The sequence below is a fragment of the Pseudomonas sp. Wu6 genome (assembly GCF_019891515.1).
Classification (GTDB): Bacteria; Pseudomonadota; Gammaproteobacteria; order Pseudomonadales; family Pseudomonadaceae; genus Aquipseudomonas; species Aquipseudomonas orientalis_A.
In genome coordinates this window covers 44,896-69,120 of the sequence record NZ_JAFLXH010000011.1, presented here as the reverse complement: position 1 = coordinate 69,120, position 24,225 = coordinate 44,896, and the positions used below count along the sequence as shown (strand labels likewise).

Genomic DNA, 24,225 nt, shown 5'->3' with positions numbered 1-24,225 from the left:
TTGCACCTCCTCGACGCCCGTCCAGGCCAGCGATTGCAGAGGAGCAACACATGCCCAACGACCTACATAGCACTAATCACCGCCCCCCCAGCACCTATGAACTGCTCACCCAGTTAACCAACGGGCCCACCACCCACGAGGTCGCCGCCATCACGTTGCGCTCGGCACTCCGAGACCTCTACCCCGCGCTCAATATCGACCCTGACCTGGCAATGGTGGTCAGCCCTCACTGGCACATCGTGGGCAGTGCTGTCGAACCGGCGCCAGCCGTTATCCAGTCCCTGACCTCGGTACTGGCCAACCAGGCGCTGTCCGGCGAACGAGTGACTTACATCGATGGCGAGCACTTCCTCACTCTGCAGCCGAACGCGGCGGCGCCTGTACACCTTGAGGTGAAGATCGATGCCATCGCACGCCTGATCAACGAGTTGTCCGCCTTGCTGTTCACCGCTTTTCAGGAACAGCAGCTTAATTTCTGGAACGCCTCCAACGGCAGCACCGGGCCACGCTGGCGGACATTTTCCAACTCACTGAGAAAAGTGTGGAACGTCAACGAAGAGCAGGGCTTGGCAGAGCACGAAGCGGCCATGGCCCGTGGATTTTTCCAGGAGCCCGACCGGGCGAGGCGCTCGTTGAATGATCGCTACCAGAGTCGTGCCTACCTGGTCGATATCGACCTGCTTCGGGACGGCGAGTCCACCCACATCAGTTTCACGGACATCGCCGTACTGGTTGGCGAGCACGACAAGCGCCAAATGGTCCTGACGCACTCGCTGGTAAGCGGGTACGAAACCTTCGCGTCAGTCGAAGCATTCGGCGCCTCACTGCCGGCCCGGTTGAGTGCGCCGGAGCGCGATACCACGTTGCAGTGGCGTCTCTATGAGCCCGATGGCAATTTTTTCGACGCGCTGGCCTGCACCCTGATTGACCTGCAAATCCGCACCATCGGCAGTTACAGCCAAGCCGCTGTCGATGAGCCGGCACAGGAGCAGCCAAGCCCTGTCACCGTCGCCCGCATTGTGCCCAGCATCGAAGAGATGAGCGATCACCAACTCTCGAGTATCCGAGAGATTCATCAACAACTGCCCGACTGGCTGGCTTCGGCGTCGGACTCGGACACCGCCGCCTACAGCCGCTACATGATCGACCTGGCCCAACTGCACGCCCACTACCAGGGCGAAACATTCCAGGACGGCATTGCGCCCATTCGGGACTATGCCCGCACACAGCTGCAAAGCCGCATCCAGTCGCATAAAGACGGTGCGCGCCTGAACCTGGACAAAATCGAGGTGGTGATCGAAAGCCCGGTGGTATGGGGCACGTTCATCGTGCCGGGCAGCGTGGACATCACCCGTCGCGGCCTGATCGATCTGGCGCTGGACAACCTCACCGGCCTGCCCACCGGCAATATCACGGTGCGCTACGGCGACAATGACAATGGTGTCCCCAACTGGCTGACCTTCAGCTATCTGAAAGACCTGATCGAAGACATTGATATCGGCGAACACTACCCCGCGCTGATCAAACAGAAACTGCTCGATGAACCGGTGCAATCCAGTCACCGCCAACAGCTCTATACCAGCCATCTACGCCTGCAACTGCCGCTGCTGGCCCTGCAAATGAAAATCCGCAGACAGGGCGCAATTGATGAGCTCGGCTACCGCTACGTTGCCGCCGTGATGCACACCGATGAACACGATCGCCACGTAGACGGGCAGCCCATTGTTATCCGCGCCCTGGCCTTCGTGCCCACCTTGCGCCCCGGCCATGAGCGCGACGTGGTCGCCAATATGTTCGTGATCGGTCCAAGGGACGCCAGCGCCGGCCCGTGCCTGCTTTATCGCCCGTTGCTGGAACCGGTGCTGATGCAATACCCGGCACGGCAAAACCTGTTGTACGCGATCAAACATGAGCGCCCCTTGCGCGAATCGGTGCTGGCCTGGCTGCCGCAGGCGCAGAGCTTCAACTACGCCCAATACGTGTTTCCCGACACGTTGCCCTCGCCCTGGACGGTGGTGCGTGCCCTCGTCGAGCCCCTCACCCTGCTGTACATGAGCGGCCCCGTGACCCTGGCCGATGAAGAAGTGGGCAATGACGCCCTGGCAACGCTGTTCAAGGCCAATGCCACCGCCATGATCGAACTGGCGGCCCGTCAGTCGGTGTCCAATGTACAGAAACGCTGGGCGACGTTTCGCCACACCGGCTGGCAAATATTCAACGCGGCCCTGCCATTCATGGGCCGCACCGTCGGAATTGCCGCCTGGATCTGGCAAATCATGGACGACCTGCAAGCCACCGAGGAAGCGGTAAACAAGGGGGATCAACACGCCTCGTGGACCGCATTAGTGGATGTATTCCTCAACCTGGGCATGGCTCTGACCCTGCACATCGCCCTACGCCATCCCCGCCCGCCGGGACAGTTCGGTGCGCCGAAGATCGAAACTGAATCCGAGTCGACAATGATCGACACCGCCGGTAAACCACCTGTTGCCGAAAAAACATACACCGCCGTGCAACAAGCAGATATTCCCGACAACCAACTGCCCGCCAAGCATCAGGGCGCCGTACACATCCTGGGGGCCCTGGGTCATAGCCGCTTGGGCCTGGCCAGGACACTCGACAGTTTCAACGTCGCCAAACCCGACAAGCTTGGCGCGCAAAACAAAACGCGCGGGCGCCACTTGAATCTGTATCCACTTGCCGACAAATGGTATGCACCGGTTGGTGCGCGTTGGTTCGAAGTCAGGGTGGATGACAACGACAGTGTCATCATCATTGACCCGCAGGCACCCTTGCGTACGGGCCCGCCGCTGATCGGCAATCTGGCGGGCCAGTGGTTTGTCGACATCCGCTTGCGACTGCGCGGCGGCGGCCTTCGCAACCGTCAGCGTGCGGTCAAGGTCAATCAGCCTGAGCGCATTACGGCACTCATGACCCAGCTCAACGCCTTTGATGCGGTCGCCGCCAGGCAACAGCTGGACGTGCTTGAGTCAAAACCCGAACTGGACGCCGCCCCTGGCCCTTCCACGGACCTGCTGCGTACAGCGTTCATAGGTAAAGTCGACAACCGGCTGACGGCGTACGATGAGGCGATCAGTCAGCTGAAATCCTTGAGCATCATCGATGCCGTGCCCGCCTATCAGGGCAACATGAGTGAATACCTGAAGCAGCAAATACAACTGACTCAGGTAGTCATGGAACAACAACTGGTGAGCTATAAGGAGGCCCTGAAATCGTCGTTCCCAATCCTCGATGCCGAGGTGGACATTGACTATAAAAACCAGGCGCAAAGCGCGCAAAACCTGTCCACCTTGAACCTGGCAATCATCAAGCGCCTGGAGTTCATCAACGACCGTTTCAGCGATCTCAAAGTGCTGGGAGATGAAGGCGCAGCGGTCATTCAAAAAGCCCTGAGCGAATTGCCACCGCTCACCCTCGCCGAGCTCAAATCCCAGGAGATCGGCTTGGGTCGCTACCTGTGTATCGATGAAGAGCAAAGCCAGATCCCCGCCACGCTGCGAGAGCAGATGAACCAGTGCGTCGACACAGCCGAACTTAACGTCGAGAGTTTCACTGAAGTTGTGAGACGGGGCAGCGACACGTCGCTGGATGAGCGCATTGATGTGCTCAACAGCCTGGTTGAGCAATTTTCCAGTGCAGATCAACGTCTGCTGGAGCTACACGCCGACCATCCGCAGTATCTGCTGAAAACCCGCCTGCAGGGTTTTCGCCAGCAGATCGGCGGATTCAGCCAGCGCGCCATTCACGACCTGGCGCAACTGCTGCGCGAGAAAAAAGCCCTTGAACCCAAGCCCGGCAGCTCAAAGGCCTCGCACACGCCACGACGCAAAATAATCAAGACACGCTACGACGGCGTGTTAATAGCTCAACCCCGTGAGTCCGACAGTACCCTGGTCGATGTGAGGACGTCCGTGACAGGCAAGGTGCTCGCTACGTTTCATGAAAAAACCCCAGGCGTCTGGGTCAAGCGGCAAAAGGTCACCTCTGCATCGCCAGTGCCTGCCACGCTGGACCTGGATACCAGCATCAACACCGGACAAACGCTGTTGAATGCCGAGCAGGCTGAAACCCGCAAGTACCAGGGCTTCTCGCGTAAACCCTGGCACGCGCCGCAGGATATCCAGGATATGTACGAGGCCTACGCCAAACAACTGGAGGGTGCGTCAAACGACATCGAGCAAGCGCTGACCCGGCGCAATCTCACCGAAAGCGACCATACTTCCGCCGCTTCGACCAAACGCAACCTCAACGACGCAGCACAGCGGCTTTATCACCTGGGTAGAAAAACCTACATCGAGATGATCAAACACCAGCCGCCCACTGCGGCGCGGGTGGAATGGCTGCATAACCAAGGGCTGATCAGGATCACCAGAACCTTCAGCCGTCGTGCCGTCAAAGGGCCCCCAAAGGGCTATCTGGACGAGTACGAAGTCCGTGATAAAGAGACCAACGCCGTGCTGTGGTACGCGCACTTTCACTACGCAACGAAAGGCGCCGCTCTTGAGAGATTCGACAAGGCCCACCTCAAGACGCGCGAACAACAGCGGCTCGGTGGCGCTCGTCAACGCACCGGCCCCAGTGACTGGGAAATGATAGAAATCCACCGCAGCAGCATCGGTGATCAACTGGCCAAGTCGCTGTTCTTCGACAGCTGATCGCCTTTTATGCCTGCCAAACCTCGCGCAAACGTGCCAGCGCCTGCGCGATGGCCGCCTCGGGCACGGCGGCAAACCCCATCACCAGGCCTGCGTGCTGGTCCGCTGGTGGGCTTGTGCCAGCCAGCCAATAGCTACTTAAACCGGTGATCTCAACCTCTACCGCACGGGCCTGCGCGAGCAACGCCTGCTCGCGGGCCAGGCTGTCCACTCGCACGGTCAAGTGCAGCCCGGCCGCAACGCTGGGCAAGGCGCCGACGCCGGGCAACCCATCGGGCCAACTGGCCAGCAAGGCGTTGCGTCGGTTCAATGCAGCGCGACGCATTCGGCGAATGTGGCGTTGGAAGTGCCCCGCCGCCATGAACTCTGCCATCACCGCCTGGGTGCTGACTTCGGAATGGCGCATGTCCACGGCGCGCCGCCGGGTAAACGCTTGCACAAGGGCCGCAGGCAACACCAGATAGCCCAGGCGCAACGCGGGGAACGCCACTTTGCCGAACGTGCCGACGTATAACACGCGGCCACTGCGATCCAGCGCCGCCAGGGGCGACAGCGGCGCACCGCTGTAGCGGTACTCTCCGTCGTAGTCATCCTCGACAATCCAGCCACCCGTACGCTCGGCCCAGGCCAGCAACTCCAGACGCCGGGCCAGGCTCATCACCACCCCCAACGGATATTGATGGGAAGGTGTGACATAGGCCACGCGGCAGTCATGCAGAGCATTGAGCACCTGGCAATCCAGGCCCTCGCTGTCTACCGGCACACCCTGCAATCGCCCACCGGCCAGGGCGAATGCATGGCCGGCCGCACGGTAACCCGGATTTTCCACCGCCACCCCATCACCCGGCTCAACCAGCAGCTGTGCACAAAGGCTGATTGCCTGCTGTGCACCACTGGTGATCACAATTTGTTCAGCCGTGCACTGCATACCCCGTGAGCTGCGCAGGTACGCGGCAATCAAGCCACGCAGGCGGCTGTCACCTGCCGGGTCGCCATAACACAGCTGTTCCAGGTCGGGTTTGCGCCAGAACGCCCCGTTGAGCTTGGCCCACACTTCAAACGGGAACAGGTCGAAGGCCGGCACGCCCACGCGAAAAGCACGAGGTGGGCCTGAGGGCGGTTGAGGCAGGTGATGATTTTTTACCCGCGCCAAGCCCGTGCTGTGGATAACTTCATCGTCAAGATGTTCCGGTAAATCCGCCCATTTTGTGGATAACCCTGGGGATAAGCCTGTTGAAAACCCTGTGGATACTTGTGTGGATAGTTTTTTCGGCATCGGCAATTGGGCGACATAGGTGCCATCTCCCACCCGACTTTCGATAAACCCTTCCGCGTACAGCTGATCGTAGGCGCGCACGACGCTGTTGCGAGAGATCGACAGTGCCGCCGCCAGATCACGGGTAGCGGGTAACCGTGTACCACTGACCAACCGTCCATCCAGCACGCGCTGGCGCAGGGCCTCATAGAGTTGGCGCGTCAGGCCCTGGCGGCGGTCCAGTTCAATACCGGCAGGGTTGAAGGATAAAGGCGGCGCGATGGACGGCATATTGGACCTATGAAAATAGCGCTAGATGGCTCTTACAACGAACCAATAGCCTGCCTAGGATGCAGGCATTCGCCAAGGAAAATTTCCCATGTACACCCCCCGCGCCTTTGCCATCGATGATTTGCCCCAACTCCAGCAACTGATCCAGCACACCCGTCTGGCGCAGTTGGTGACCGTGGGAGAAAACGGCCTGCAAGCCAGCCACCTGCCACTGCTGCTCAACCCCGATGAAGGTCCCAACGGCACGCTTTACGGGCACTTGGCCAAGGCCAACCCGCAATGGCGCGAGCTGCAAAATGGCCATGAGGCGCTGGTGATCTTCGCGGGGGCCGACGCCTATGTCAGTCCGGCGTTTTACCCGGCCAAAGCCGAACACGGCAAAGTGGTGCCGACCTGGAACTACATGGCCGTGCACGCCTATGGCAAGGCGCAGGTGTTCAACGACGCCGAGCGATTGCTCAAGGTGGTCAGCGCCCTCACCGAGCGCCATGAAAGTGGCCGCGCCCAACCCTGGGCGGTCAGTGACGCACCGGCGGACTACATTGACGGCATGCTCAAGGCCATCGTCGGCTTCGCCCTGCCCATCGAACGCGTGATCGGCAAGCGCAAGCTCAGCCAGAACCGCAGCGCGGCCGACGTGGCCGGCGTGCGCGAAGGCCTGGCCGCCAGTACCGATGTGCGTGACCAGGCCCTCGCCCGCTTTATTCCCCAAGGAGTTGCACAATGAGCCAGATCGACATTCGCCAAGTCACCGCCGCCGACCACACCGCCTGGCTCCCGTTGTGGCAGGCGTATTTGAAGTTCTACAACACCGAACTGCCGGACGCCGTCAGCCAAAGCACCTGGCAACGCCTGATCGACGCCCGCGAGCCGACTCATTCGGCACTCGCCTGGTAGGACGGCAAGGCAGTGGGCATGGTCAACTTCATCTACCATCGTTCCAACTGGAGCATCGAGAACTCCTGCTACCTGCAGGACTTGCTGGTGGACCCAGCCCAACGTGGCACTGGCGTGGGCCGCAAGCTGATCGAATTCGTCTACGCCACCGCCAAGGCCGATGGCTGCTGCAAGGTGCACTGGTTGACCCACGAGACCAACGCCACCGCGATTCAACTGTACGAACGCATCGCTGAACGCCCAGGTTTCATCCAATTTCGCAAAGGTCTTTAAGGAGCGCAGCATGGTCACTTCCCCCGCCGACTGGAAAGGCGCCCCCGCGCCTGCCGCGCAACTGCTTGAAGGGCGCTTCATTCGCCTGGAAAAGCTCGACCCGGCGCGTCACGCCGAACAACTGTGGCAAGCCCTCGAGGGCCCCGGTGCCGACCCGACGTTGTGGGACTTTTTGCCCTACGGCCCTTTTCCCGAGCGCAGCGCCTTCGATGCCTGGCTGAACAACCATGCCGCCAGCAGCGACCCGTATTTCTTCAGCGTGGTCGACCGCGCAAGCGGCCAGGTCCAGGGCATCCTCAGCCTGATGTCCATCGTCCCCGCTCACGGGCGTATTGAAATCGGCCACGTCACCTTTGGCGCACCGATGCAGCGTTCGCCAAAAAGTACCGAAGCGGTGTACCTGCTGGCCAAGTACGCGTTCGAGCAGGGCTACCGCCGCCTGGAATGGAAGTGCAACAACGGCAATGCGCGCTCCAGGTATGCAGCCGAGCGCCTGGGGTTCAGTTTTGAAGGCGTGTTCCGCCAGCATATGGTGGTCAAGGGGCAGAACCGGGATACGGCGTGGTATTCGATGCTGGATTCGGAATGGCCGAAGATTGGCGCGGGGTTTGAGGCGTGGTTGTCGGAGGAGAACCAGGCCGGTTCCGGTCAGATCAGAACACTGGCCGAATGCCGAACCTGAACCTCACTCGCAACACAAAACATGTGGGAGGGGGCTTGCCCCCGATGGCGGCCTCTGGCCGACCAGGATGTTGGATTGGAACGAGTACATATCCGTTTCTGCGGTAACGGCCACTTAGGGTTCCGCCCTGACGGCGGCTCACTTTTGAAAAGCGCAAAAGTAAGCAAAACGCTCTTGCCCCACCACTCGGCACCTCGCTAATGCTCGGTGTGCCCTCTCTCCGGCTTGAATCCGTGGGCCGCCGCAATGGGCCATCCATGGCCCAGTGCGGCTAACCCGGCGTCCTGCCGGGTTACCCACGGATTCAAGCCTGCGTTCGGCCAGCGTGGTTTAACGGGGCGCCTAAGATCAAGATCAAGAGCGACTCGCTTCGCATCGTGGTTACATTACGGTTGGGCGCTACAGAGTTGTGTAGATACCCATGGCCATCGGGGGCAAGCCCCCTCCCACAGTTTTGATCTGCGGTGAATCAGTTGGAAAGGCGCTCGGCCAATACCGCAATATGCTCCGGCCCAATGCCGCAGCAGCCGCCCAAATGACTGGCGCCGCGCGCCTGCCAATCCGCCGCCCAGTGCAGGTAACCCGGCGGGTCGAGATCGTCGCGCAACGGGTCCAGGCCATCGTTGGCCGTGGCTTCCTTGGGTTGCGGCGGGAAGGCATTGGCGTAGGCGCCGATCTGAATGGCGACGCCCAATCGCTCGAAGGTTGCCCGCGCCGCATCGATCGCCGCGCCGATCACTTCGGGCTGGCTGCAGTTGAACAGCAACACCTGCACGCCCAACTGCGCCGCCGCCTCGGCGGCCTCCGCCACCGGCTCGCCGGAACGCAGGCGCGGCACCTCATCGGTATCCTCATCTTTCAAGGTAAACGACAGCCAGAACGGCTTGCCATCCTGCGGCAGGCCGGCATGAATCGCTTGCGCTTCAACGATGGAGCTTTGGGTTTCCGCCAGCCACAGGTCAACGTGAGGCGCCAATCCCTGCACCAGCGGTGTCAGCAATTCGCTGACCCGCTCAGGCAGGAACAGGTCGGGCCGATAGGAGCCAAACAACGGTGGCAATGAACCGGCGACGCGCACCGACTTGCCCGAGGCCTTCACCGCCCGTCGCGCCAACTCACCAGCCAATGCGGCCAGCGCCTGGCCCTCCTGCGCGAACCGCGCTTCGCCGATATGAAACGGCACCACCGCGTAGCTGTTGCTGGTAATCACGTCGGCACCGCTGTCGATATAGGCCGTGTGCACCGCCTCTACCGCTTGCGGCGCCTCGCTCAGGGCCAGCGCCGACCATTCCGGCTGGCGGAACGGCGCGCCACGGCGTTGCAGTTCACGGCCCATGCCGCCATCGAGAATTACGGTGTTTGTTGTACCCATATGCTTTTTACTCATATGCTTATGAAAATAACTCACTATGAGAGTCGTTCTTATAACTATTTAATGCGTACCGTTCGGTTAATAACAACCTCTTTTTTATTCAGGTGCTCGATTTTGAAATTACGACCGCTGTTGGCCCTGGGCCTGACGATGTTGGCCGCTTCAACCCAAGCCTTTGGCGGTGCCACCCTGGACCGTATCGAGCAGAAGAAAGAGCTGGTCGGGGTGCTGATGGAAAGCTATCCGCCGTTTTCATTCCTCAACGAGCAGAACCAGCTCGACGGCTTCGACGTGGATGTGGCCAAGGCCGTGGCGCAAAAGCTTGGGGTCAAGCTGCGCCTGGAAACGCCTTCATGGGACGTCATTGCCGCCGGCCGCTGGAGCGGGCGCTACGACATTTGCATCTGCTCCATGACCCCGAGCAAGGCACGCGCCGAGGTGTTCGATTTCCCGGTGGAGTACTACGCCTCGCCCGCCGTCATCGTGGTCAATGCCAAGGATGATCGCATCCATGCAGCCAAAGACCTGAGCGGCAAGAAAGTCGGCCTCACCAGCGCCTCCAGCTATGAAAGCTACCTGAACAAGAACCTGGTGATCGAAGGCGCCGAGGACACGCAGTTGCAGTACCCGTTCGAGGATGTGCAGATTGCCCCGTACGACACCGACAACGTGGCATTCCAGGACCTCGGACTGGGCGCGGGCGTGCGCCTGGATGCGATCCTCACCAACCTGGTCACCGCGCAGCCGCGCCTGACCCAGGACAAGCGCTTCAAGCTGGCAGGCGAGCCGCTGTATTCGGAGCCCAACTCGGTGGCCATCGAAAAAGGCGACGCGCAGTGGGACAGCAAAGTGCGTGAGGTCTTCGCCCAGCTCAAACAGGACGGCACCTTGAGCAAGCTGTCGCAAAAATGGATCGGCGCCGATATCAGCCGATGAGCTTTCGTATACGGCTTTACCTGACCTGGGCGGCGCTGCTCGCGCTGTTTGCGAGTTTCTTCCTGAGCTTTGACCTGAAGTTCTCGATCATCCTCGACAAGCTGCCCAACCTGGTCGGCCTGCACCTTGCGCCCAATGGCTTCCTGCAAGGCGCGGCGCTGACGCTGTTTTTGTGCCTGTGCGCCATCGTTGCGTCGTCGATATTGGGGTTTGTCACCGCCCTGGGGCGCCTGTCGAAAAGCGCGGTGGCGTTTGGCATTGCCAGTTTCTACGCCTCGTTCTTTCGCGGCACGCCGTTGCTGATCCAGATCCTGCTGATTTACCTGGGCTTGCCGCAACTGGGCCTGGTGCCGGGCGCGATCGTCGCCGGCATCATCGCCTTATCGCTGAACTACGGCGCCTACCTGAGCGAGATTTTCCGCGCCGGCATCCTCGGCGTGCCCCATGGCCAACGGGAAGCGGCGTTGGCCCTGGGCATGCGTGACCGGGCGATCTTCTGGCATGTCACCCTGCCCCAGGCCATGCGCACCATCATCCCGCCGGCCACCAACCAGTTCATCTCGATGCTCAAGGACTCGTCGCTGATCTCGGTGATGGGCGTGTGGGAAGTGATGTTCCTGGCGCAGTCCTACGGCCGCTCGAGCTACCGCTACATCGAGATGCTCACCACGGCGGCGATCATTTACTGGGTAATGTCCCTCGGGCTGGAGCTGATCCAGGCGCGCATGGAGCGACATTTCGGCAAGGGGTATGTGCGCCGCGGTTGACGCTTAGAACCCCTTGCGTCGCACTTTGACCACACCCATCTGCAAACCGAAGGGACGGAGCACCGCATTCAGCGATTTCAGGGTTTGGTTGCCCTCGCCGTGCTCGATATGCACCAAGGTGCGAACGGAGATTTTGCACATCCTGGCGAACTGGCTTTGGTGCAGGCCCGTCACTTCGGTGCGCAAGCGACGCACGGCGTCGCCCAGTTCGAGCGAACCATCAGCCAAGCCGTGCTCAACACTTTCAATCAACAAGGCACGAGCATCCAGTGAGACCGTCATCGCAGCCCCCATTGCTTCAGGCGCAGGTCCAGTTTTCCAAGTGGGATGCTGGGATGATTCAGCGTCACAGCGGGCAGGCCGCTTGCAGCCAGAAGATCCGGTAATGCACGCAGCTGCTGCGCTGCTTGTCGCAACCGTTCAAAGCTTTGCTCGGGATCAACAATGTCGGAAAGGGCCTCGCAGACGCCTTTCCAATTGATATCTCCCGCTTTTTCCAATGCTTTAGGCCACTTGGTGGTTCGCGTGACAGCCTCTGCGTCCATGACCATGGGCGCCAAGTCATAAATAGGCGCCAGTCTCAGCGCTTTAGGCTCTCGGATAATCGACGTATTTCGCCCATGGTTGTCCGAGTTGCCCAATACCTTATTCAGCAGGTCTCGGCGCAGGTACTCTGCAACAAGATCGGCAACCTGACCCTCTTGCCCTGCGGCTCGCCATTGCTCGACCAGCAGTCTCACGACCTCCGAATGATCCATGTAGCTGCCGGGAGTGGTCACTCCGGCCAGCGAATAGATCGACTCGACTGCCAGCCTTTCAACACCATTTTCGCCCAGTCTGCGATCAAAACGATGCACCCACAGACTCGGCTTTGTAGCCTCTTCCAAGGCCAATCCTTCGGCGGCTACAGTCTCGATTCCAAGCGCATGAAGTGCCTTGTAATAGTGGTATTCACTTCTCAGGATGTCCTGATCGTTCTGAGTGGCCTGGTTGCGCGGGAACTTGATGAACCAATGCTGAGCGACGTCGTCGTCATTCAGGATGGCGTCAGGATACAGCAGGCCGTCCGCGCCCTGGCTCATCAACAGCTTGGGTGCTTCGCCGCCGGCGCCGGTAGCACCGCCTATTGCAGCGCCCTGCTCATAGGCATATTCAAGAAAACCGCTGTTGCGGCTGGTCACGTCATGTCGTGAAAAACCCATCGGTACCTCGCCGTCCAGAGCCAGCACGGACTCCTTGATACGCATATTTCCGATCGGAGCCGGTGTGCTGCGCCCAAGCAAAAACAAATCATCATCAACCCCCTGCGGTTTCTCACGACCCGTGCGCTGCATTAAAAACCGTTTGGCAGAACCGGCTGGCGCAATATCGTGCAAAAAGGCAGGTGCTGATTTGAGCACTGAAACGTCCCACTCCAGTGGAAACCGTGCACTGACGCAGGTGTGGAAAGGCCGTTGGATGTCGTCAAGATTATCGACAAGGTAATCCTGTCGATAATGGAACCTGCAAGGCCCGGCAAAACCCTTTTGCGGCTCGGGAAACTCCAGGCGCATTGCGTCACGCCAGTACCCAGCGGTAAAAATCTGCAATATCAACGAGTAGGCGCGGCCAGTCTGCAATTTAATGCACCTTCTGAAGGGTTCGAGGCGTTATTAACGCAATATAGTGCATCCAGAACGTTCGAAACTGATAATTTACGCATTAAAATGCAATTTAAATACGCCATGACCAGCCAATGGCGGATGAGCTTTTAATCGCACCCCACTAAGGACAACTCCCGCAAACCAGCGGTCAGTGGCCTGACAGTTATCCCTCGACGACCTCGCTACATTCCCCGCCTCATTCATCAGAGGTCGGGAATTCATGTCTTTTATACCCTCCAGAATCGCTGCGTTCATCAGCCTTGCAGTGGCCATCAGTGTTCAACCCGCGCAAGCACGCGGCGATATTGAATACAGGCCGTTTTTTCATCAGCCTTACGATTCGGCCGAGACTGAGTGGGCCTTCGAACCCGAGTTCGATACGCCACCTTCCCCGCCGCCCTACGCCGGTTACCTCATTGGACAAGCCACGTCCTACAACGGCGTGCAGGTCGCCAAGGTGCTGGAGCCCGCTCTGCTTGATTTGCTGACCTCCGGGGAGCTGACCTCGGAAGAGATAAAGGACCTGCAGAAAGCAAATGAAGCACTGGCCGCACAGCCCGGCGGGATCGGCGCAGCCCTTGAACAATTGGCCGGCAGCCAAAACGCTAACCTGGCCACCGCCAGCCACGCCGTCACCGGCCAGATCAGCAACCAATTACTCTCGACCCTGCGCGCCTTGCCTGCCGACGAGAATAATCACGTTTGGGTGCAGGGCCTGGGCAACGACGGCCACCTCGATTCACGCAGCGGCAGCGCCGGCCTGAAGCACCGCACCCGTGGGCTGTTGCTGGGAGCCGACTGGGCGGTCGACCACGCCTGGCGTGTGGGGGTGATGGGTGCCAAGTCCACGAGTAATCTTGACGCCCAGCGCTTTTCCGCCGAGCTGGACAGTTTGCATCTGGGTGCCTACGCCGTGCGCCAGGACGGACCGCTGGCCCTGCGCCTGGGTGCGATCTACAGCAGCCACGCCGGGACCAACCGGCGCAACGTCAATCTGCTCGATTACAAGGATCAGCTCAAGTCTCATTACGATGCCCAAAGCCAAACGCTGTTCTCGGAACTGGGCTATCAATTGGGCAGCCAGGACTTGCGCGTCGAGCCCTTCGTCGGCCTTGGCTACCAGCGTTATCACCGCGACAGTTTCAAGGAAAGCGGTGGCCTGACCGCGCTCAACGTCGGCGCGCAGACCCAGCAGAACCTGAGCAGTACGGTGGGTCTGCGCCTGGCGACGGTGTACCGGTTCGATAATCAGGTCAGCCTGACACCCCACCTCAGCACCGGCTGGAAACATCTCTACGGCGCAGTCGACAGCCAGGTGCGCCAATCCTATCGCAACGTTCCAGTGGCACTGGACGGCTTTACCATCACGGGTACGTCACTGGATCGCGACAGCCTGGACGTGAACGCCGGCGTAGACCTGGCCTTGTCCAGCCAACACACGCTGGGCCTGAGCTACAGCGGCCAGGCGGGTACCCATAGCCGCAATCAAGGCGTCAAGGGGCAATGGACGATGAGCTTTTAACCGAGCGTCGTAAGCGTCCACTTCAATAGCGAACCCTCTCACAATCCTCGGTGCTACCGCCGACAGCAACGAGCTTTTCCTTGCGTTAGTTTTCGACCTCCAGCACACGTGAGGTCGAAATCCAATGTCGCAAGTACCCACCCAGTCCGCAGTCTATCCCTCTCAAGCGTTCTATCCAGTGTCGGCGACCGTGCAGGTGGAGGCCGGCGACGACATCTATAATCACGGCCTCATCAGCGGCAAGCAATATGGCGTGCTGGTCGATAACGGGAGCGCTGGGCCTGACGTTGGCAGCACGTTGCTGGTCAACAATGGCACCATCAGAGGTCGCAACGGCTATGGGGTGAACCTGCTAGGCAACTTCAACGACAGGGTCGTCAATAACGGCCTGATCAGCGGGGGCAACGGCATTGCCCTGGACATGGGCGGGGGCAACGACGTGTTGATTGTGCGCGGCCAGGCCCGATTCAGGGGCGAGGTGGACGGCGGCAGCGGTACCAACCAGGTCATCCTCGAAGATATCGAGGGCGGCACGTTCAACGGCGCCCGCCAGTTTCAGCATCTGGACGTCAATGCAGGCACCTGGACCCTGACCGGCGCACTGGAGGCCAACCAGCGCGGCCGGGTTCAGAGCGGCGCCACCTTGATCAACCAGAACCGCATCGGCGGCACGGTCACGGTTGAACAGGGTGCTACCTATGCCGGAGGCACGGTGAACGAACTCGACGTCGCCGGCACGCTGTTGCTCGACCCGGTCTTGAAAAACCAAGATCGAATCAAACGCGACCTGAACATGGCAGCGGGTTCGACCCTGGTTTTCAAGGTGGGCCAGGGCGAAGCACACAGCACCCTGAAAGTCGGCAACCGTGCCAGCCTCGCGGGCGCGACGCTGAATATCCAGATAGAGCATGAACATGATGAACTGCTCAACCGCCAACTACGTGTCGTCGACGCCGCACAGATTGAAGGCCGTTTCGAGCGGGTCACCAGTCACCTTGCAACCCTGACCCCGGAACTGATCTACACAGCCACCGGCGTCTTTGTCAGCTTCAAGCACCAAAAGCCTGCCGCCGAGGCCTGAATCTCGGGCAAAAAAAAGGAGGGCACCTGCCCCCCCGAGGATTAAGCGGTCACGTCGAAGGCTGGATTCAGCCTTCGATCTCAATCAGGATCTCACCCGGGTTGACCCGGTCGCCCTTGGCCACATGAACGGCGGACACCTTGCCGGCAATGGCGGCCTGGACTTCGGTTTCCATTTTCATGGCTTCAGTGATCAACACGGCCTGGCCGGCCTTGACCACGTCGCCCTCCTTGACCAGCACATCGACGATATTGCCCGGCATCGCCGTGCTGACATGGCCCGGTTCGGTAGCGTGCTTGCGCTTGCTGCCGCCGCTGCTGACGAATTCGTTGAGCGGTTCGAACACCACTTCTTCCGGCATGCCGTCGATGGACAGGTAAAAGTGGCGCTTGCCTTCGGCCTTCACGCCCACCCCGGTGATATCCACGCGGTAGCTTTCGCCGTGCACGTCGATGACGAACTCGGTCGGCACGCCTTCGCCGCTGGCACGGGCGACTCCGCCGGCTTCCGGAATCGGCAGCAGCACCTCAGGGGCCAGGGTGCCGGCGTCGCGTTCTTCGAGGAATTTGCGCCCGATATCCGGGAACATGGCGTAGGTCAGCACGTCTTCTTCGGACTTGGCCAACGCGCCGATTTCACCGCGCAGCTTGGTCATTTCCGGCTTGAGCAAATCAGCCGGGCGAACGTCGATGACCTCTTCGCTGCCGATGGCCTGACGGCGCAGCTTTTCGTTCACCGTGCCCGGGGCCTTGCCGTAGCCACCCTGCAGGTAGAGCTTCACTTCGTTGGTGATGGTCTTGTAGCGCTCACCGGCGAGCACGTTGAAGAACGCCTGGGTGCCGACGATCTGCGACGTGGGCGTGACCAGCGGCGGGAAGCCGAGGTCTTCACGCACGCGCGGGATTTCGGCCAGCACTTCGCTCATACGGTTCAGGGCGCCCTGCTCTTTCAACTGGTTGGCCAGGTTGGAAATCATCCCACCCGGTACCTGGTTGACTTGCACGCGGGTGTCGACGGCAGTGAACTCGCTTTCAAACTGGTGGTATTTCTTGCGCACGGCGTAGAAGTACAGGCCGATTTCCTGCAGCAGTTCCAGATCGAGGCCGGTGTCGAACTCGCTGCCTTTGAGGGCCGCGACCATCGACTCGGTGCCCGGGTGGCTGGTGCCCCAGGCGAAGCTGGAGATGGCGGTGTCGATATGGTCGGCACCGTTTTCGATGGCCTTGAGCTGGCACATCGCGGCCAGGCCGGCGGTGTCGTGGGAGTGGATAAAGATCGGCAGGTTCTGCTCGGCTTTGAGCGCCTTGACCAGTTCGCCGGTGGCGTAAGGGGTCAGCAGGCCGGCCATGTCCTTGATCGCGATCGAGTCACAGCCCATGGACTCCAATTGCTTGGCCTGGGCCACGAAGGCGTCGACAGTGTGCACCGGGCTGGTGGTGTAGGCGATGGTGCCCTGGGCGTGCTTGCCGGCGGCCTTGACCGCTTCAATGGCCACGCGCAGGTTTCGTACGTCGTTCATCGCATCGAAGATACGGAACACATCGATCCCGTTGACCGCGGCCTTGGCGACAAAGGCTTTGACCACATCGTCGCTGTAGTGGCGGTAGCCCAGCAGGTTCTGGCCGCGCAGCAGCATTTGCAGGCGCGTGTTGGGCAACGCGGCGCGCAGTTGGCGCAGGCGCTCCCACGGGTCTTCTTTGAGGAACCGTACGCAAGCGTCAAAGGTGGCACCGCCCCAGACTTCCAGAGACCAGTAGCCGACTTTGTCGAGCTTGTCGCAGATCGGCAGCATGTCATCGGTGCGCATGCGGGTCGCCAGCAACGATTGGTGAGCGTCGCGCAGGATGGTGTCGGTTACGAAGATCTTTTTGCTCATTGTTATATTCCTCACAGGCCTGCGTGGGCGGCGATGGCGGCGGCGATGGCCAGGGCCAGCTCTTCGGGTTTGCGCTTGATCGAGTAGTTGGTCAGCTCAGGGTGGCTTTCCACGAAGCTGGTATTGAACTGGCCGCTGCGGAATTCCGGGTTGCGCAGGATTTCCTGGTAATAGGCGGCGGTGGTCTTCACGCCTTGCAGGCGCATGTCGTCCAGGGCGCGCAGGCCGCGGTCCATGGCTTCTTCCCAGGTCAACGCCCACACCACCAGTTTCAGGCACATGGAGTCGTAGAACGGCGGGATGGTGTAGCCGGTGTAGATCGCCGTGTCGGTACGCACACCGGGGCCGCCGGGGGCGTAGTAACGGGTGATCTTGCCGAAGCTGGGCAGGAAGTTGTTCTTCGGGTCTTCGGCGTTGATGCGGAACTGCAACGCAAAACCTCGGTGCTGGATATCTTCCTGTTTCACCGACAGCGGCAGGCCCGAGGCGATACGAATCTGCTCGCGGACGATGTCGATCCCGGTGATTTCCTCGGTGATGGTGTGTTCCACCTGCACCCGGGTGTTCATCTCCATGAAGTACACCTCGCCCTCGGCGAGCAGGAACTCCACGGTGCCGGCGTTCTCGTAGCCCACAGCCTTGGCCGCGCGTACCGACAGGTCGCCGATGTAGGCGCGCTGTTCCGGGGTCAGCTGCGGGCTGGGGGCGATTTCAATGAGCTTCTGGTTGCGGCGCTGGATCGAGCAATCACGCTCGAACAGGTGCACCACGTTGCCAAAGCTGTCACCGAGGATCTGCGCCTCGATGTGCTTGGGATTGACGATGCACTTTTCCAGAAACACTTCCGCCGAACCGAACGCCTTGGTGGCTTCGGAAATCACCCGGGGGAAGGCTTGTTCGAGTTCTTCGCGGCTGTTGCAACGGCGAATACCACGACCGCCACCACCGGAGGTGGCCTTGAGCATCACCGGGTAACCGATACGGTCGCCTTCGGTGAGGGCTTCATGGATGTCGGCGACGTTGCCTTCGGTGCCCGGCGTGACCGGCACACCGGCCTTGATCATGCTGCGCCGCGCTTCGGTCTTGTCGCCCATGCGGCGGATGACTTCGGCGGACGGGCCGATGAATTTGATCCCGCGTTCGGCACATATGTCCGCCAGCTCGGCGTTTTCCGACAGGAAACCGTAGCCGGGGTGCAGTGCATCGCAGCCGGTTTCCACGGCCAGGTTCACCAGCTTGCGCGGGTTCAGGTAACCGGCCAGGGGCTCGGCCCCGATGCTGTGGGCTTCGTCGGCACGCTTGACGTGCAACGCGTGGCGGTCGGCGTCCGAATAAACCGCGACCGAGCGAATGCCCATCTCGGCGCAGGCACGCACGATTCGTACGGCAATTTCACCACGGTTGGCGATCAGGATCTTTTTTATCACTTGGAAATTCCCTTGAGCCGATTGCTGCGTCTTTGACCTTAGTAGCAAGGTCAGCGCGTGACCAAATGTTTCATGACAGTCGCGAGACACACACTAAGCGCACGGATGGATTAACAAAAATCAATAATTATTGGGTTGTGTATAAGTAAAGACTTATAGTTGGCGGGATGATTGCTGAGCGGGGAACTATCTAATGCGTAAGTCATTGATGCGTATGACATTGCGTCAGTTGCAGATTTTCAATGAAGTGTGTGATTTGCGCTCCTACAGCCGTGCAGCCGAGGAAATGTCCCTGACTCAACCGGCCGTCAGCCTGCAAATTCGCCAGCTCGAAGAGCTGATCGGCCAGCCGCTGTTCGACTATGTCGGCAAAAAGCTCTACATGACCGAGGCCGCCGAAGCCCTGCAACGGGCCAGCCGGGATATTTTCGGCCGCCTGGAAAACCTCGATATGCAGCTCTCGGACATGCAGGGCTCACTGCAGGGCCAATTGAAGCTGGCGGTGGAGTCCAGCGCCAAATACTTCGTGCCGCACCTGTTCGCCGCCTTCAAGCGCCAGCACCCGGAGGTGCAATTGCACCTGACCGTGGTCAATCGCGCCCAGGTGATCCGCCGGCTCTCGGACAACCGCGACGACCTGGTGATCATGTCCATGGTGCCCCAGGACATGGGCCTGGAATTCCTGCCGTTCCTGAATAACCCGATCGTCGCCGTGGCGCTGCCGGATCATCCGTTGAGCCTGAAAGGGCCGCTACGCCTGCAGGACCTGGAACCCTACACCCTGCTCATCCGCGAACCGGGTTCCGGCACACGCCTGGCGTGCGAAGAGTACTTCAAGGAAAAACGCGTGCACTTCACCCAGACCGTGGAAGTGGCCTCGGCCGAGGCGCAGCGTGAGTGCGTGGTCGCCGGTTTAGGCGTGGCCCTGCTGACGCGCCACGCCTTGAACCTGGAACTGGCCACCGGCGGGCTCAAGGAGCTGGCGGTGGAAGAACTGCCGCTGTACCGCAGTTGGTGCCTGGTGCAAGCCAAAGCCAAGCGGCTGTCACCGGTGGCCCATGCGTTCCTGGGCTTTATCCGCAGCGAACGGGTACAGATCAGCGCCCTGGCTGAGCGCTTCGCTGGGCAGCCAAGGGCGCCTGCCAATGCAGTTCCGGGTAGTCACTGATGCTCTGCAGCAGCTGGCGCTGGTCACAGCGGTCTTCGATTGCGCGACGGAACGCCATGCGGCGCTGGTCTTCCTGCTGACGACGGGTCTTGACGGTGCTGTTGCTGTCTTCGTAGGTCCGGGCCATTTTGGAGTCTCCCAATGCGAGTGCGGGGAGTACAGGATGGGTGCGAGGGATGACGGGGCGATGACAGTGCGATGAAGATTCTGGACACACAAAAAGGGGGCTTGCCCTAGTGCCCTCTGTAGGAGCGAGCTTGCTCGCGAAAAATTCACAGGCACCGCGTTCATTCAGAAAGCACGCGTTATCGTTGACGTTTTTCGCGAGCGAGCTCGCTCCTACATTTTGGATCTGTGTACAGTTCAGTCGTCGAGGGCTTTGACCGACTTGGGCGACAGTCGCAGGCTGCGCAAACTGCGCTTCACGCTCTTGAGGTGGTTGACCAGGCTCGGTCCGCGGGCCATGGCAACCCCCATCGCCAAAACGTCGATCACCACCAGATGAGCAATGCGCGAGGTCAGCGGCGTGTAGATCTCAGTGTCTTCATGCACGTCGATCGCCAGGTTCACCGTAGACAGCTCCGCCAATGGCGTCTGGCTCGGGCACAGGGTAATCAGCGAAGCGCCGCTTTCACGCACCAGGTTGGCGGTGATGAGCAGGTCTTTGGAGCGACCGGACTGGGAAATACAGATGGCCACGTCGGTGGGCTTCAAGGTCACCGCCGACATCGCCTGCATGTGCGGGTCGCTGTAGGCCGCCGCCGTGAGCAGCAGGCGGAAAAACTTATGCTGGGCGTCGGCCGCCACCGCACCGGAAGCACCAAAGCCGTAGAACTCCACGCGCTGGGCCTGGGACATCGCGGTCACGGCCTTTTGCAGCTCCACCGGGTCGAGCTTCTCGCGCACTTCCATCAGCGTATGCAACGTGGTGTCGAAGATTTTCAGGCTGTAGTCGGCGACGGAGTCGTCTTCATGGATCGCAAACTGGCCGAAGCTCGCCCCGGCGGCCAGGCTTTGGGCCAACTTGAGTTTCAAATCCTGAAACCCGGAGCAACCGATGGCGCGGCAGAAGCGCACGATGGTCGGCTCGCTGATGCCCACGCTGTGGGCCAGATCAGCCATGGAACTGTGCATCACAGCCGCAGGGTCAAGCAGCACGTGATCGGCAACCTTGAGTTCCGATTTGCGTAACAGGTGGCGCGACTGGGCGATATGTTGCAACAGGTTCAAAGGGCAGGACTCTTGTTATTGGCAGACGCCAGGGATGTAGCAAGCTTGTAGTTATACTACAAGAATTGCCGTTTTGCCCGCCTGATGCAGCACTAAATCGCCCTGCCCCCCACTGAAATTAAGGGTAGAGGCTTTGTAGCCACAGGGGCTGCCCCCGAGTCATTAAGGAAATTCCGGATTTTGCCGTAACAAATCCGCCAGCCCCTCGGGGTGCATCGGTCGGCTGATCAGATAGCCCTGCACCTCGTCGCACCCCTCGCTTCGCAGGAAATCCAGTTGCTGCTGATCTTCCACGCCTTCGGCCACCACTTTGAGCGCCAACCCGTGGGCCATGGCGATGATCGCCCGGGTAATGGCGGCGTCCTCACGCCCCTGGCCGAGCCCGCGGATAAAGGTCTGGTCGATCTTCACGTAGTCCACCGGAATACGCTTGAGGTAGCTGAGGGATGAATAGCCAGTACCGAAATCATCGATGGCCAGCTTCACACCCAGCTCGCGCAACTGCCGGAAGGTCGTGATGATGTGCTCGACACTGTCGAGCAGCTGACTTTCGGTCAGTTCCAACTCGAGGTATTGCGGGTCCAGCCCGGTCTCTTCCAGCACCTGGCGCACCAGGCTGACCAGCTTGCCCTGGCGCAACTGATGCACCGACAGGTTCACCGACACGCGAATCGGCGCCAGCCCCTGACGCTGCCACTCACAGGCCTGCCAGCAGGCCTTGCGCAACACCGCCTCGCCCAACGGCACGATCAGGCCGGTTTCTTCGGCCAGACCGATAAAGTCCCCCGGCGGCACCAGGCCCCATTGCGGGTGTTCCCAGCGCACCAGGGCCTCCACCGCATTGAGCTTGCCGGTGGCCAGGCACAGTTTGGGTTGGTAGAACACCGTGAGCTGGCCTTCGTCGATGGCCTTGCGCAGATGGTTTTCCAGCTGCAGGCGCTCCAGGGTGCTGGCTTGCAGGCTGTCGGTGTAGAACTGGAAATTATTCCCGCCCAGGTGCTTGGCGTGCTGCATCGCCATATTCGATTGGCTGACCAGCGCAGAAATTTCCCGCGCATTATCCGGCAGCAGGCTGACGCCCATGGAGGCGCTGACCACCAGCTCATGGCCCTCCACTGTCACCGGCACGCGCAGCTTTGCCAAGAGCCGGGTCGCCACGCGCGCCAGGCTCGACAAGTTGCCATAGGCATCGAACAGCACCGCGAATTCGTCACCGGACAGGCGGGCAATGGTGTCGGCTTCCGGCAGTGCGTTGATCAGCCGCCGTGCCATCTTCTGCAATAGCTGGTCGGCCACTTCATGGCCCAGGCTGTCATTGAGCAGCTTGAAACGGTCGAGGTTGATGTGCAGCAGCGCCAGGCTGCGCCCACCCTGACGCACGCGCTGATGCGCTTCGCGCAGCCGCTCGCGAAACAGCGAACGATTGGCCAGGCCCGTCAGCTCATCGTAATGAGTGAGGTAGCGCATGCGCTCCTCGGACTCGCGCCGCGCGGACAGATCGGCGAAAAAACCGACGATATGACTGACATTGCCGCGAGCATCGCGCACCACGCTCAGGTGCAGCCACTGCGGGTACAGCTCGCCGTTCTTGCGCGTCTCCACCAGCTCGCCCTGCCAGGTGCCGTGGCTGAGCAGTGCCTGGCGAATCACCGGGAAGTGCCGCCGGGCATCGCGACTGCAGGGTAACTCCACGACATTGCGCCCGAGCATGTCGTCGATGTCAAAACCGGTGACGCGGCTGAACGCCTGGTTGACCGCGATCAGCACGTAGTTGGGGTCGAGAATCACGATGCCCTCGCTGGCCGCCTCGAACACCGTCGAGGCAAGCCGCTGCTGTTCTTCCAGGGCCTTGCCGGCACTGATGTCGCGCCGCGTACCGAGCATGCGGATCACCCGCCCACCAGGCGAACGCTCCACCGCACGCCCACGGTCCTCGATCCACACCCAATGCCCGTCGCCATGGCGTATCCGGTATTCCACCTGATAGTCCTCGCTGCGGCCCTTGAGGTGCTCCACCAGCGCGTGCTTGAGCAGCGGCAGGTCGTCGGGGTGCAGGCGCGGCTTGAGATGACTGAGCATCGCGGTGACGTACTCGGGTTCCAGGCCGAACAGCTCCTTGAGGTGGGTGTGGTGCACCTCATCGGTTTGCAGATTCCAGTCCCACAGGCCCAGCTCACTGGCTTGCAGCGCCATGGCCAGGCGCGCCTCGCTTTTGTTCAGGGCGAGGCTGGCGGCGTCCAGTTCCTGGCCGCGCAGGGCCATACGGTCTTGCAGGCCGGCCTGGGCGTCACGCAAGTCCTGTTCGACCTGGCGACGCTGCTCGACTTCGCGCATCAGCGCCTGGTTCAACTGCTCGCTGCGGCGCCGGGCCTGCTGCAAATGCTCGATCAAGGCCTGGTTCTGGAAACGTCGCAACAGCCCGCGCTGGATCAGGCGGTTGACCTGCCACGCCACCACGCTCAACGACGCCAGCAGGATTACACCGAGCACGCCCCAGCCCTGTTGCTGCGAGGTGCCGTTGCAGAACAGGTACGCGATGATCGGCACCAGGCACGGCAAGGCGAAGGACAAAAAGGCCCAGAGGCTCACGGCATACGCCACGCTGGCCGACAGCATTGCCGCGCCGATCAGGCCGAACACCCAGGCCTGTTGCATGAAGCTGTCGGTGGGCACCAGGGCGATGGCGGCGATCGACAGGGTCAGGCCGCTGACCGCCGAGCCGAGCATGAACATCCGGCGCCAGACCGGTTGGGCCTGGCGGCTGGGCATGGCCGACTCAAAGGCCGCCACCTGGATGACCCGCATCGCCACCAGCGCCAGCAACCAGACCAGCCAGGCGCTGTCGAGCAGGTATTGCGCGGGGTTCCACAACAGCCAGGCGCAGACCAAACCATTGACCAGCATCAGCAGGGTTGGCACCAACGAGCCCTGATACAACAGGCGTGTCCGCTCCACCGCCATCTGGGTGGCGTAATGTTTGCGGATAACCTGCGCAGGCGCCGCCGAAGGGCCGAACAGGTCAGTGTCAAAGGTCATAGGCAGTGTTCTTATAATGGTGAGCCCGAAACGTCGACGGAGCATACACAAGCAAACGCTCGGACCAAACTGCTCCAGATCATAAAAAGCGCC

Annotated in this window: 17 protein-coding genes and 1 pseudogene; 9 read left to right on the top strand and 9 right to left on the bottom strand. The window is 60.8% G+C overall.

Annotated features, from left to right (window positions below; translation table 11 throughout):
* Positions 1 to 50 precede the first annotated feature (50 nt).
* Positions 51 to 4,676, top strand: coding sequence for a dermonecrotic toxin domain-containing protein (locus J1G34_RS10200; RefSeq protein WP_222993955.1), 4,626 nt, complete (start codon positions 51 to 53; stop codon positions 4,674 to 4,676).
* Positions 4,677 to 4,683: 7 nt separating this feature from the next.
* On the opposite strand, the gene pdxR is transcribed toward J1G34_RS10200, so the two are convergent.
* On the bottom strand, positions 4,684 to 6,222 hold the full coding sequence (gene pdxR, locus J1G34_RS10195; protein ID WP_222993953.1) for a MocR-like pyridoxine biosynthesis transcription factor PdxR: 1,539 nt from the start codon (positions 6,220 to 6,222) through the stop codon (positions 4,684 to 4,686).
* A gap of 88 nt (positions 6,223 to 6,310) precedes the next feature.
* Here pdxR and J1G34_RS10190 point away from each other — a divergent pair, with 88 nt between their 5' ends.
* From J1G34_RS10190 to J1G34_RS10180, 3 genes and pseudogenes are all read left to right on the top strand, one after another.
* Positions 6,311 to 6,949 (top strand): FMN-binding negative transcriptional regulator, encoded by a 639-nt coding sequence (locus tag J1G34_RS10190; RefSeq protein WP_065897695.1) that lies wholly within the window; start codon positions 6,311 to 6,313, stop codon positions 6,947 to 6,949.
* Positions 6,946 to 7,392 (top strand): annotated as a pseudogene (locus J1G34_RS10185) (GNAT family N-acetyltransferase). Before J1G34_RS10190 ends, J1G34_RS10185 begins: the two are co-directional and overlap by 4 nt.
* A gap of 10 nt (positions 7,393 to 7,402) precedes the next feature.
* The gene (locus tag J1G34_RS10180) at positions 7,403 to 8,074 is read left to right on the top strand and encodes a GNAT family N-acetyltransferase (RefSeq protein ID WP_065897696.1); all 672 of its coding nucleotides are present in this window, start codon (positions 7,403 to 7,405) and stop codon (positions 8,072 to 8,074) included.
* A 469-nt stretch (positions 8,075 to 8,543) separates the two neighbouring features.
* On the opposite strand, the gene J1G34_RS10175 is transcribed toward J1G34_RS10180, so the two are convergent.
* A complete protein-coding gene (locus J1G34_RS10175; RefSeq protein WP_065893013.1) occupies positions 8,544 to 9,446 on the bottom strand; it encodes a homocysteine S-methyltransferase family protein in 903 nt (300 codons plus the stop codon).
* Positions 9,447 to 9,560: 114 nt separating this feature from the next.
* On the opposite strand from J1G34_RS10175, the gene J1G34_RS10170 reads away from it, so the two are divergent.
* Both J1G34_RS10170 and J1G34_RS10165 read left to right on the top strand, forming a co-directional pair.
* Positions 9,561 to 10,382 carry an ABC transporter substrate-binding protein gene (locus J1G34_RS10170; RefSeq protein WP_065883831.1) on the top strand — a complete coding sequence of 274 codons (822 nt, stop codon included), beginning with the start codon at positions 9,561 to 9,563 and terminating at the stop codon, positions 10,380 to 10,382.
* A complete protein-coding gene (locus J1G34_RS10165) occupies positions 10,379 to 11,149 on the top strand; it encodes an amino acid ABC transporter permease (protein ID WP_065893012.1) in 771 nt (256 codons plus the stop codon). Before J1G34_RS10170 ends, J1G34_RS10165 begins: the two co-directional genes overlap by 4 nt.
* 3 nt (positions 11,150 to 11,152) lie before the next feature.
* On the opposite strand, the gene J1G34_RS10160 is transcribed toward J1G34_RS10165, so the two are convergent.
* Together J1G34_RS10160 and J1G34_RS10155 are read right to left on the bottom strand one after the other, a co-directional pair.
* Complete coding sequence (locus tag J1G34_RS10160; RefSeq protein WP_065893011.1) at positions 11,153 to 11,431, bottom strand: helix-turn-helix domain-containing protein; 279 nt, start codon at positions 11,429 to 11,431, stop codon at positions 11,153 to 11,155.
* Positions 11,428 to 12,768, bottom strand: a complete 1,341-nt coding sequence (locus tag J1G34_RS10155) for a type II toxin-antitoxin system HipA family toxin (RefSeq protein ID WP_065893010.1) — start codon at positions 12,766 to 12,768, stop codon at positions 11,428 to 11,430. Before J1G34_RS10155 ends, J1G34_RS10160 begins: the two co-directional genes overlap by 4 nt.
* A gap of 244 nt (positions 12,769 to 13,012) precedes the next feature.
* Between J1G34_RS10155 and J1G34_RS10150 the strand changes: the two genes are divergently transcribed.
* Positions 13,013 to 14,314, top strand: a complete 1,302-nt coding sequence (locus J1G34_RS10150; RefSeq protein WP_065893009.1) for an autotransporter outer membrane beta-barrel domain-containing protein — start codon at positions 13,013 to 13,015, stop codon at positions 14,312 to 14,314.
* Between the two features lie 124 nt (positions 14,315 to 14,438).
* Positions 14,439 to 15,395, top strand: a complete 957-nt coding sequence (locus J1G34_RS10145) for a hypothetical protein (RefSeq protein ID WP_141688987.1) — start codon at positions 14,439 to 14,441, stop codon at positions 15,393 to 15,395.
* A gap of 67 nt (positions 15,396 to 15,462) precedes the next feature.
* On the opposite strand, the gene oadA is transcribed toward J1G34_RS10145, so the two are convergent.
* Positions 15,463 to 17,271, bottom strand: coding sequence for a sodium-extruding oxaloacetate decarboxylase subunit alpha (gene oadA, locus J1G34_RS10140; RefSeq protein ID WP_065893007.1), 1,809 nt, complete (start codon positions 17,269 to 17,271; stop codon positions 15,463 to 15,465).
* Between the two features lie 11 nt (positions 17,272 to 17,282).
* A complete protein-coding gene (locus J1G34_RS10135) occupies positions 17,283 to 18,698 on the bottom strand; it encodes an acetyl-CoA carboxylase biotin carboxylase subunit (protein WP_003195732.1) in 1,416 nt (471 codons plus the stop codon).
* Positions 18,699 to 18,891: 193 nt separating this feature from the next.
* Between J1G34_RS10135 and J1G34_RS10130 the strand changes: the two genes are divergently transcribed.
* Complete coding sequence (locus tag J1G34_RS10130; protein ID WP_065883843.1) at positions 18,892 to 19,866, top strand: LysR family transcriptional regulator; 975 nt, start codon at positions 18,892 to 18,894, stop codon at positions 19,864 to 19,866.
* On the opposite strand, the gene J1G34_RS10125 is transcribed toward J1G34_RS10130, so the two are convergent.
* The 3 genes from J1G34_RS10125 to J1G34_RS10115 all read right to left on the bottom strand — a co-directional run bounded on the left by J1G34_RS10125 (position 19,796) and on the right by J1G34_RS10115 (position 24,132).
* The gene (locus J1G34_RS10125; RefSeq protein ID WP_083203275.1) at positions 19,796 to 19,993 is read right to left on the bottom strand and encodes a PA3496 family putative envelope integrity protein; all 198 of its coding nucleotides are present in this window, start codon (positions 19,991 to 19,993) and stop codon (positions 19,796 to 19,798) included. The genes J1G34_RS10130 and J1G34_RS10125 overlap by 71 nt on opposite strands.
* 236 nt (positions 19,994 to 20,229) lie before the next feature.
* Positions 20,230 to 21,096 carry a transcriptional regulator HexR gene (hexR, locus tag J1G34_RS10120; RefSeq protein ID WP_003177007.1) on the bottom strand — a complete coding sequence of 289 codons (867 nt, stop codon included), beginning with the start codon at positions 21,094 to 21,096 and terminating at the stop codon, positions 20,230 to 20,232.
* Positions 21,097 to 21,258: 162 nt separating this feature from the next.
* The gene (locus tag J1G34_RS10115) at positions 21,259 to 24,132 is read right to left on the bottom strand and encodes an EAL domain-containing protein (RefSeq protein ID WP_065893006.1); all 2,874 of its coding nucleotides are present in this window, start codon (positions 24,130 to 24,132) and stop codon (positions 21,259 to 21,261) included.
* Between the last annotated feature and the right edge of the window lie 93 nt (positions 24,133 to 24,225).